Source organism: Pseudomonas sp. E6002 (assembly GCF_013385565.1).
GTDB lineage: Bacteria > Pseudomonadota > Gammaproteobacteria > Pseudomonadales > Pseudomonadaceae > Aquipseudomonas.
Map to the genome: position 1 here is coordinate 1 of NZ_JACAPT010000063.1, position 7968 is coordinate 7968.

Consider the following 7968-nt stretch of genomic DNA (forward strand, 5'->3'; position numbering starts at 1 on the left):
CGAGTGGTGGGGCAAGAGCGTTTTGCTTACTTTTGCGCTTTTCAAAAGTGAGCCGCTGTAAGAGCGGAACCGATACAAGCCATCACCCAAATAATGGATATACACACCGCCCGTCACAGCTCCAGCCGAACCTGCGCACACAACCCCCCGCCGTCCCGGTTGCTCAGGGTCAACTCCCCGCCAATCGCCACCGCCAGTTGCTGGGCAATCGCCAACCCCAGCCCTGTACCACCAGTGCCACGATTACGCGAACTCTCCACCCGGTAAAACGGCTGCATCACCTGCACCAGTTCATCCTCGGCAATCCCCGGCCCCCGGTCCAGCACCTTGATCGAAAGCTCACCCGCCGCCGTCGACCCCACCTCCAACTGCGCCTCCCCGGCAAATTTCAGCGCGTTGTCCACCAGGTTCACCAGCACCCGACGCAACGCATGGGGCCGCGTATCCAAAACCACCGCGCTTTTACCGGTCAAACTCACTTGCTTGTTCATGTCCTGGTAATCAAACACCAGGCTGTCGAGAAACGCATCCAGGTCGATCCGGCAACTGGCCTCGGTGGACCCATGCACACTGCGGGCATACGCCACACCCTCGCGCACCAGATGCTCCATTTCCCCCAGGTCACTCCAGAGCTTTTCCCGGTCCACCGAGTCCTCCATGAACTCGGCACGCAATTTCATGCGGGTGATCGGCGTCTGCAAGTCATGGGAGATCGCCGCCAGAATCTGCATGCGCTCCTTGAGGTACTCGGCAATCCGTTTCTGCATTTCGTTGAACGCCGCCGCCGCATGCGCCACCTCGGTGGGGCCGGTTTCGTCCAGCGGCGTCGGGCGGGCATTCGGGTCGAGGGTTTCCACTGCCCGTGCCAGGCGTGTCAGCGGGCGGATGGCGATGCGCACGGCGATCCAGGTGCACACCAGCAACACCACCAGTTGCAGCACCAGTACCACCGGCAGCCAGAACGCAAACGGGATCGGCTTGGGATAGACATCAATCGTGACCGGGCTGCCATCGGCCAGGGTCAGGTGCGCCTGGAAGTGTTTTTGCAGGCCCGGGATGTCGCGGAACGTCAGCGGGTAGTGCTCGCCCAACGCATCGGAAATCGACGTCGCGGCCATGGGCACGTTGTCGCTGGCCATCGGCTCGCCGGGTTCGCCGGCATTCAGCAGGTAGCGGTAGGCGTTGCGGTCGAGGCGCGGCAGCCAGCTGGCACGCTCGGCGGCGGGCAGGCGGTCGAGGATCGCGATCGACGTCGATACGTCGTTTTCCAGGTTGCCCAGCATTACGCTGCGGGCACTCATGTAGCGCTCATAGAACTGCGCACTGAACGACAGGGCGTTGGCGCACAGCAGGCTGACGATGAAAATTACCGTCAGTTGCGCCGCGAGGGTGCGCGGCCAGCGAAACGTGAGGGTCATGCCGGGTCCCCAAGGATTTCCACGGCCAGGGAGAACACATAGCCTTCGCTGCGCACGGTCTTGATGTAGGCCGGTTCGCGGGCGTCGTCCAAAAGGCGCTGGCGCAGGCGGCTGACCAGCAGGTCGATGGAGCGGTCGAACAGGTCCGCGTCCCGGCCCTGTGTCAGGTTCAGCAACTGGTCACGGTTGAGCACTCGTTGCGGATGGTCGAGGAAGACGCGCAGCAAACGGTATTCGGCACCGCTCAAGGCCACCAGGGTGTTGTCTTCGTCCAGCAGATGGCGGGCGGTGGTGTCCAGGCGCCAGCGGCCAAAGCGGATCAGCCGGCCGCTTTCGGTCACCACCAGGTTCGGTGGCAGCATCCTCGTGCGCCGCAGCACGGCGTTGATGCGGGCCAGCAGTTCACGGGCGGCGAAGGGCTTGACCAGGTAATCGTCGGCGCCCATTTCCAGGCCGATGATGCGGTCGGTTTCATCGTTGCGCGCGGTGAGCATCAGGATCGGCGTGGCCTTGTGCTTGCCCACCCGCAGTTCGCGGCACAGCTGCAAGCCGTCGTCGCCGGGCATCATGATGTCCAGCACGATCAGGTCCACGGGGGTGGTGTCGAGGAAGCTGCGCATCTGCCGGCCGTCAGCCACCACGGTGGTGCGCAGGCCGTTCTTTTTCAGGTAGTTGCCCACCAGTTCGCGGATCTCCCGATCGTCATCGACAATCAGAATGTGATCGACGTGATCCATGCTGCCTTCCTCGTTGATTAGTCATTGATGCGCAGTCTAGCCACTGGCGGCGGGCTTGCCTTGTGCCCTTTGTATTGCAGTGTATCTGGCGGTGACGAGATACACATCGACGCAAAAATCCGGGCCTGGCCGACACAATCCGGATACCTCGCAAGGTTCAAATGAGCCCATCGAGGTAATCCGCCTCGGCCCACTTGAACCCCCGGGGAACCACCCATGACTATCAAAGCTGCCTATGCCAGTTGCCTGTTTGCCTTACTCACTGGCCTGAGTGTTGCCGCCCATGCCGAAACCACCGCCAGCCAGCCGGATATCCACCAGGTGCTGTCGATCTCCGAAGAGTCCGGTGGCGCGCTGTGCGGCATCGTCAACTCGAAACTGACCTACCTCGATTCCGAGGGCCAGCGCCACGTCCTCGACTACCGCAAATTTTCCAGCAATTGCCTTGAAGGCAGCTGAGGAGACCGGCCATGACCCCACTCAACAGCTTTCTCAGCGCCCTGGCGTTTTCCCTGGCGGGTGTGGCGGCGGATGTGAATGCCGCCACCGCGAAAAAACTCACTGGCAGTGAAACCTGCTTCCAGAACACGCCGCTGGCGCAAAACGGCGCGGCTCGCAAACGCGCCGAAACACCCCCGGCCACGAGGTGACACCCATGAACTTCATCCGATACCTGCGCCGCTCAAAAGGCCTGCTGCTGTTGGCACTGGTGGTTGCCTTGGTCGGCGTGCCCAAGGCGGTGAACTACCTGATCAACAACGTCGATGCCGAAAGTTTCAGCCAGTCCGATGAGCGCATGCCGTCCCTCGACGGCGCGGTGGCCTGGCTCAACTCGCCGCCGCTGACGGCCGAGGGCCTGAAGGGCAAGGTGGTGCTGGTGGATTTCTGGACCTACGACTGCGTCAACTGCCAGCGCAGCCTGCCGTACGTCAATCAGTGGGCGAAGAAGTACGCCAGGGACGGGTTGGTGGTGATCGGTGTGCACACGCCGGAAAACGCCTATGAGAAAGTCCTGGATAACGTACGCAGCCAGGTCAAGAAGCTGGACATCCATTACCCGGTGGCCATCGACAACGACTACCGCATCTGGCGCGCCTTCGATAACCAGTACTGGCCGGCCCATTACTTCTTCGATGCCACCGGCAAAGTGCGCTACAGCCATTTCGGCGAGGGCCGCTACGACAATCAGGAGAAAGTCATCCAGGCCTTGCTGGAAGAAGCCAGGGCAGCGAACGCGCCAACCTAAGCTAATGCCAAAAAGGTATTTATTGCGGGGTTTTTAGATCGTTTAGCTTCACCACTCCACGTACCTGTTCATGGAGTGAGCACCCAATGTCGCACCCGCTGGCAATCAATACCTTGCCCCTGCTGGACCTGGCGCTGCTCGACGGCAGCCCGGCCCAGCGTGGGCAGTTTCTCGATGACCTGCGCCACGCTGCGCGGCATATCGGTTTTTTCTACCTCACCGGCCACGGCATCGACGCCGGGTTGCTCACCCAGGTGCAGCAGCAGGCGCGCCAGTTTTTCGCCTTGCCGGAGGCCGACAAGCTTGCTGTCGGCATGATCAACTCCCCACACTTTCGCGGCTACAACCGCGCCGCGTCGGAGATCACCCGGGGGCAGCCGGACCTGCGTGAACAGTTCGACCTCGGCGCCGAGCGCGAGCCGCTGCAGCAAGGCCCGGATTCACCGGCCTGGTCGCGCCTGCAAGGCCCCAACCAGTGGCCTGCCGCGTTGCCTGAACTCAAGCCCTTGTTACTGGCCTGGCAGCAGGCGATGACGCAGATGTCCCTGCGCTTGTTGCGCGCCTTTGCCCAGGCCTTGTCGCTGCCGGAAAATGCTTTCGACCCGCTGTATGGCGCCAAGCCCAACGAACACATCAAGCTGATCCGCTACCCCGGCCGCCACGCCCAGCAGAGTCGCCAGGGCGTCGGCGCCCACAAGGATTCCGGCTTTCTCAGCTTCCTCCTGCAAGACCGGCAGGCCGGCCTGCAAGTGGAAGTGGAGGAGGGCCGCTGGATCGACGCCTTGCCGCGCCCCGACACCCTGGTGGTGAACATCGGCGAGTTGCTGGAACTGGCCACCAACGGCTACCTGCGTGCCACGGTGCACCGGGTCGAATCGCCGCCCCTGGGCAGCGAGCGTTTGTCCCTGGCGTTTTTCCTCGGTGCACAACTCGACGCGGTGGTGCCGGTGTATCAGTTGCCGCCCGAGTTGCTGCGCGATGCCCACGGCCCCACCAGTGACTCGCGTAACCCGCTGCTGCGGGACGTCGGCTGGAACTACCTCAAGGGCCGCCTGCGTTCCCATCCGGATGTCGCCCAACGGTTTTACGCCGATGCCACGATTCCCCAAGCCCTGTCCGCCTGATAAGGAACATCACCATGCTCAAGAAAACAGCCCTGGCCCTGGCCGTCCTGATTGCCTCCTTCGACGCCCAGGCCGCCGAGGCCCTGCGTGTGGCGGCGGACCCGATTCCCCACGCGCAAATCCTCGAATACGTGCAGAAGCTCGACCCGCAGCTGCAGCTGAAAATCATCGAAATCCCCAACGGCGTGAACTCCAATGAACTGCTGGCCCACGGTGATGTGGACGCCAACTACTTCCAGCACTTGCCGTACCTGCACTCCCAGGAACAGGCTCTCGGCCAGAAATTCACAGTGGCGGCCACCGTGCATATCGAGCCGCTGGGTATCTATTCCCATCGCCACACCAGCTTTGCCCAGGTGCCGGATAAAGGCACCGTGGCCGTGCCCAACAACGTCACCAACCTGAGCCGTGCGCTGTACCTGCTGCAAGCCAACGGCCTGATCACGCTCAAGCCCGGTTTCAACGACCCGGCCAAGGACCAGGCAACGCCCAAGGACATTGCCGAGAACCCCAGGCACCTGAAGATCCTCGAGATCGAATCACCACAGATTCCTCGCGCCCTGGATGATGTCGACCTCGCCGTGATCAACGGCAACTACGCCCTCGAGGCCGGCCTGTCACCGGCCAAGGATGCCCTTGGGCTGGAAAAAGCCCAGGGCAATCCCTACGCGAATATCCTCGTGACCACCCCGAAATTGCAGGACGACCCACGGATCAAACAGCTGGCCAAGGACCTGAATTCGCCGGAGGTGGCCAAGTTCATCACCGAGAAATATGCAGGCTCGGTGATTCCGGTAGCTGTCGAATGATCGTCGTCGAGCAGGTCAGCAAAACCTACGCCGATGGCCAGCCGCCGGCGCTGGATAACGTGTCGTTGCAGATTGCCGACGGTTCGATCTTCGGGATCGTGGGGCGGAGCGGGGCGGGCAAGAGTACTTTGCTGCGCTGCCTGAACCTGCTGGAGCGCCCGACTTCCGGGCGCATCCTCATGGACGGCCAGGACCTGACGCTGCTCAGTGACAAGCAACTGCGCCAGCAACGCCAGCGCATCGGCATGATCTTCCAGGGTTTCAACCTGCTGCATTCACGCAACGTCGCCGACAATGTGGCGGTGCCCCTGGAAATCGCCGGCCAGCCCAAGGCCGAGCGCGTTGCCCGGGTCAAGGAATTGCTGGAACTGGTCGGCCTGAGTGACAAGGCGCTGGCGTTTCCGTCGCAACTGTCCGGCGGCCAGAAGCAGCGCGTCGGCATCGCCCGGGCGCTGGCGGCGCGCCCGGATTATTTGCTGTCGGACGAAGCCACCAGCGCCCTCGACCCGGAAACCACCGCGTCGATCCTGGAACTGCTGCGCAGTATCAATCGGCAACTGGGGGTGACCATCGTGTTGATCACCCACGAGCTGGATGTGGTCAAGGCTATCTGCGACAGCGCGGTATCCCTGGCCAATGGGCGTGTGGTGGAAAGCGGCAGCCTGATTCAATTGCAGGCCGACCCCGCCTCAAGCCTGGGCCGTTCACTGGCCCCCAGCCTGCCAGCGGTGAGGGCAGTATGAAAACGGACTGGAACGACATCCTGCAACTGCTGCTCACGGCCACTGGCGAAACCCTGTACATGGTGCTGCTGGCGGCGGTCTTTACCTTGCTGATCGGCCTGCCCCTGGGGGTGCTGCTGTTTGTCAGTCGCCGCGGCGGGCTGTTCCCCTTGCCACGGGTGAACCGTGTGCTGGGTGCGGTGATCAACCTGGGCCGCTCATTGCCCTTTGTGGTGATGCTGATTGCCTTGATTCCGCTGACCCGGCTGATCGTCGGCACCACCCTGGGCAGCACCGCCGCCGTGGTGCCGATCACCATTGGCGCCTTTCCGTTCTTTGCGCGGATTGTCGAAAACGCGCTGGACGAAGTGGACAAGGGGCGTATCGAAGCCATCGTTGCCATGGGCGGGGATATTCGGCATGTGATCTTCAAGGTGCTGCTGCCGGAGGCGCTGCCTGCGTTGCTTGCGGGGTTGACCCTGACCCTGGTGATGCTGATCGGCTTTTCGTCCATGGCCGGGGTGATTGGCGGTGGCGGCCTGGGGGACCTGGCGATTCGTTATGGGTACCAGCGTTTCAATAACCAGATCATGGTGGTGACGGTGATTGTGTTGGTGGTGCTGGTCCAGGGCGTGCAAAGCCTGGGGGATCGTTGCGTGAGGTCGCTGGCGCATCGTCGATAAACGGTTATGTACTAATGAATTTTTAATATTTCTAGTTATATGCGTGACTGAGTAGAGTTCCCTTACGTACCTTCACCTCGTCGCCGGGAAATACTTTTCATGAACCGTCCCCACGGGCATCCCACGCCGATCCTGACTTTACCCCAAGGCGAAAAAGACCCGTTGTCGATTCGCGCCAAGGCGCTGGTTTTTGCCGACCCGCGTTCCCTGCAACTGCTCGAATATTTGCAACGTGTCGGCCCCAGTGACGCGCCGGTGTTGATCAATGGCGAGACCGGCACCGGCAAGGAGCTGGTGGCGCGCTATATCCACAGCGCCAGCGGCCGCACCGGTGCGTTTGTGCCGGTGAACTGTGGGGCCATCAGCGAGAACCTTGCGGAAAGCGAATTTTTTGGGCATGAGGCCGGCTCGTTTTCCGGGGCCTCGGGGCGGCGGATCGGCTGGTTTGAAGAAGCCGATGGCGGGACCCTGTTCCTCGATGAGATCGGTGACTTGCCGCTGCCGTTGCAGGTGAAGCTGCTGCGGGTATTGCAGGAGCAGGAAGTGGTGCGAGTGGGGTCGCGCAAGCCGATCAAGATCAATATCCGGCTGGTGACGGCCACCAACATCGACCTGGAGCAGGCGGTGGAGGCGGGCAACTTTCGTCTTGACCTGTTCTATCGCATCAACGTGGCGCAGGTGCAGGTGTTGCCGTTGCGTGAGCGGCCGCTGGATATCCTGCCGTTGGTTGAGCATTTTCGGCGGCTCTACAGTGCCAGGCTGAAAATCGCCGAGCCGATGTTGTCGGAGTCGGCGACCCAGGCGTTGCTGGATTATCCGTGGCCGGGGAATATTCGTGAGCTGGAGAATGTGGTGCACCTGGCGCTTTTGGTGGCTGGGGACAGGCCGATCATGCCGTCGCACTTGAAGTTTTCTGCGGGGCTGAGTGCGATGCATGCCAGCGTTAACAGCGGGGCGCCGAGGATTCCGCAGGAGGTGGTGCGGGAGCAGTTGCTGCGGTTGTTCGAGGTGCCGGGGGATTCGTTGTTGCACGATATCGAGGATTTGATCGTGCGGGAGGCGTTTGCGTTTTGTGGGTTTAATCAGTTGCGTACGGCGGAGTTGTTGGGGGTGACGCGCAATGCCATGCGGACGCTTTTGGTGAATCATGGGATGCTCAAGGGGCGGGTTAAACCCTGATTTTTTGATGATGTACATATCCGTTTCTTCGGTAACGGCTGCTTATGGTT

The 7968-nt window shown here is 61.8% G+C and carries 9 protein-coding genes and 1 pseudogene; 8 read left to right on the top strand and 2 right to left on the bottom strand.

What is annotated here, in order from left to right; translation table 11 throughout:
• Nucleotides 1-113: 113 nt before the first annotated feature.
• Both HX815_RS31150 and HX815_RS31155 read right to left on the bottom strand, forming a co-directional pair.
• A complete protein-coding gene (locus HX815_RS31150; RefSeq protein WP_003212508.1) occupies nucleotides 114-1418 on the bottom strand; it encodes an ATP-binding protein in 1305 nt (434 codons plus the stop codon).
• Entirely contained in the window at nucleotides 1415-2155 is a 741-nt protein-coding gene (locus tag HX815_RS31155; protein WP_003212510.1) for a response regulator, read from the bottom strand. Before HX815_RS31155 ends, HX815_RS31150 begins: the two co-directional genes overlap by 4 nt.
• A 216-nt stretch (nucleotides 2156-2371) precedes the next feature.
• Between HX815_RS31155 and HX815_RS31160 the strand changes: the two genes are divergently transcribed.
• The 8 genes and pseudogenes from HX815_RS31160 to HX815_RS31195 all read left to right on the top strand — a co-directional run bounded on the left by HX815_RS31160 (nucleotide 2372) and on the right by HX815_RS31195 (nucleotide 7918).
• Complete coding sequence (locus HX815_RS31160; protein ID WP_003212513.1) at nucleotides 2372-2614, top strand: DUF2790 domain-containing protein; 243 nt, start codon at nucleotides 2372-2374, stop codon at nucleotides 2612-2614.
• A gap of 11 nt (nucleotides 2615-2625) precedes the next feature.
• Complete coding sequence (locus HX815_RS31165) at nucleotides 2626-2805, top strand: hypothetical protein (RefSeq protein WP_087695230.1); 180 nt, start codon at nucleotides 2626-2628, stop codon at nucleotides 2803-2805.
• 77 nt (nucleotides 2806-2882) lie between these two features.
• A pseudogene (locus tag HX815_RS31170) lies at nucleotides 2883-3401 on the top strand (thioredoxin family protein); the annotation flags it as partial.
• An 86-nt stretch (nucleotides 3402-3487) separates the two neighbouring features.
• Nucleotides 3488-4525: an isopenicillin N synthase family oxygenase gene (locus tag HX815_RS31175; protein ID WP_177029480.1), complete on the top strand. Its 1038-nt coding sequence runs from the start codon at nucleotides 3488-3490 to the stop codon at nucleotides 4523-4525.
• Nucleotides 4526-4539: 14 nt separating this feature from the next.
• Nucleotides 4540-5334 (top strand): MetQ/NlpA family ABC transporter substrate-binding protein, encoded by a 795-nt coding sequence (locus tag HX815_RS31180; RefSeq protein WP_003212522.1) that lies wholly within the window; start codon nucleotides 4540-4542, stop codon nucleotides 5332-5334.
• Nucleotides 5331-6077, top strand: coding sequence for a methionine ABC transporter ATP-binding protein (locus HX815_RS31185; RefSeq protein WP_003212524.1), 747 nt, complete (start codon nucleotides 5331-5333; stop codon nucleotides 6075-6077). Before HX815_RS31180 ends, HX815_RS31185 begins: the two co-directional genes overlap by 4 nt.
• Nucleotides 6074-6739: a methionine ABC transporter permease gene (locus HX815_RS31190; protein ID WP_003212526.1), complete on the top strand. Its 666-nt coding sequence runs from the start codon at nucleotides 6074-6076 to the stop codon at nucleotides 6737-6739. Before HX815_RS31185 ends, HX815_RS31190 begins: the two co-directional genes overlap by 4 nt.
• Nucleotides 6740-6838: 99 nt before the next feature.
• Nucleotides 6839-7918 carry a sigma-54-dependent Fis family transcriptional regulator gene (locus HX815_RS31195; protein WP_177029481.1) on the top strand — a complete coding sequence of 360 codons (1080 nt, stop codon included), beginning with the start codon at nucleotides 6839-6841 and terminating at the stop codon, nucleotides 7916-7918.
• Nucleotides 7919-7968 lie beyond the last annotated feature (50 nt).

What these genes read in the sequence shown, in the direction of transcription:
- HX815_RS31150 (WP_003212508.1), bottom strand. Translation starts at nt 1,418, where the DNA reads ATGACCCTCACGTTTCGCTGGCCGCGCACCCTCGCGGCGCAACTGACG.
- HX815_RS31155 (WP_003212510.1), bottom strand. Translation starts at nt 2,155, where the DNA reads ATGGATCACGTCGATCACATTCTGATTGTCGATGACGATCGGGAGATC.
- HX815_RS31160 (WP_003212513.1), top strand. Translation starts at nt 2,372, where the DNA reads ATGACTATCAAAGCTGCCTATGCCAGTTGCCTGTTTGCCTTACTCACT.
- HX815_RS31165 (WP_087695230.1), top strand. Translation starts at nt 2,626, where the DNA reads ATGACCCCACTCAACAGCTTTCTCAGCGCCCTGGCGTTTTCCCTGGCG.
- HX815_RS31175 (WP_177029480.1), top strand. Translation starts at nt 3,488, where the DNA reads ATGTCGCACCCGCTGGCAATCAATACCTTGCCCCTGCTGGACCTGGCG.
- HX815_RS31180 (WP_003212522.1), top strand. Translation starts at nt 4,540, where the DNA reads ATGCTCAAGAAAACAGCCCTGGCCCTGGCCGTCCTGATTGCCTCCTTC.
- HX815_RS31185 (WP_003212524.1), top strand. Translation starts at nt 5,331, where the DNA reads ATGATCGTCGTCGAGCAGGTCAGCAAAACCTACGCCGATGGCCAGCCG.
- HX815_RS31190 (WP_003212526.1), top strand. Translation starts at nt 6,074, where the DNA reads ATGAAAACGGACTGGAACGACATCCTGCAACTGCTGCTCACGGCCACT.
- HX815_RS31195 (WP_177029481.1), top strand. Translation starts at nt 6,839, where the DNA reads ATGAACCGTCCCCACGGGCATCCCACGCCGATCCTGACTTTACCCCAA.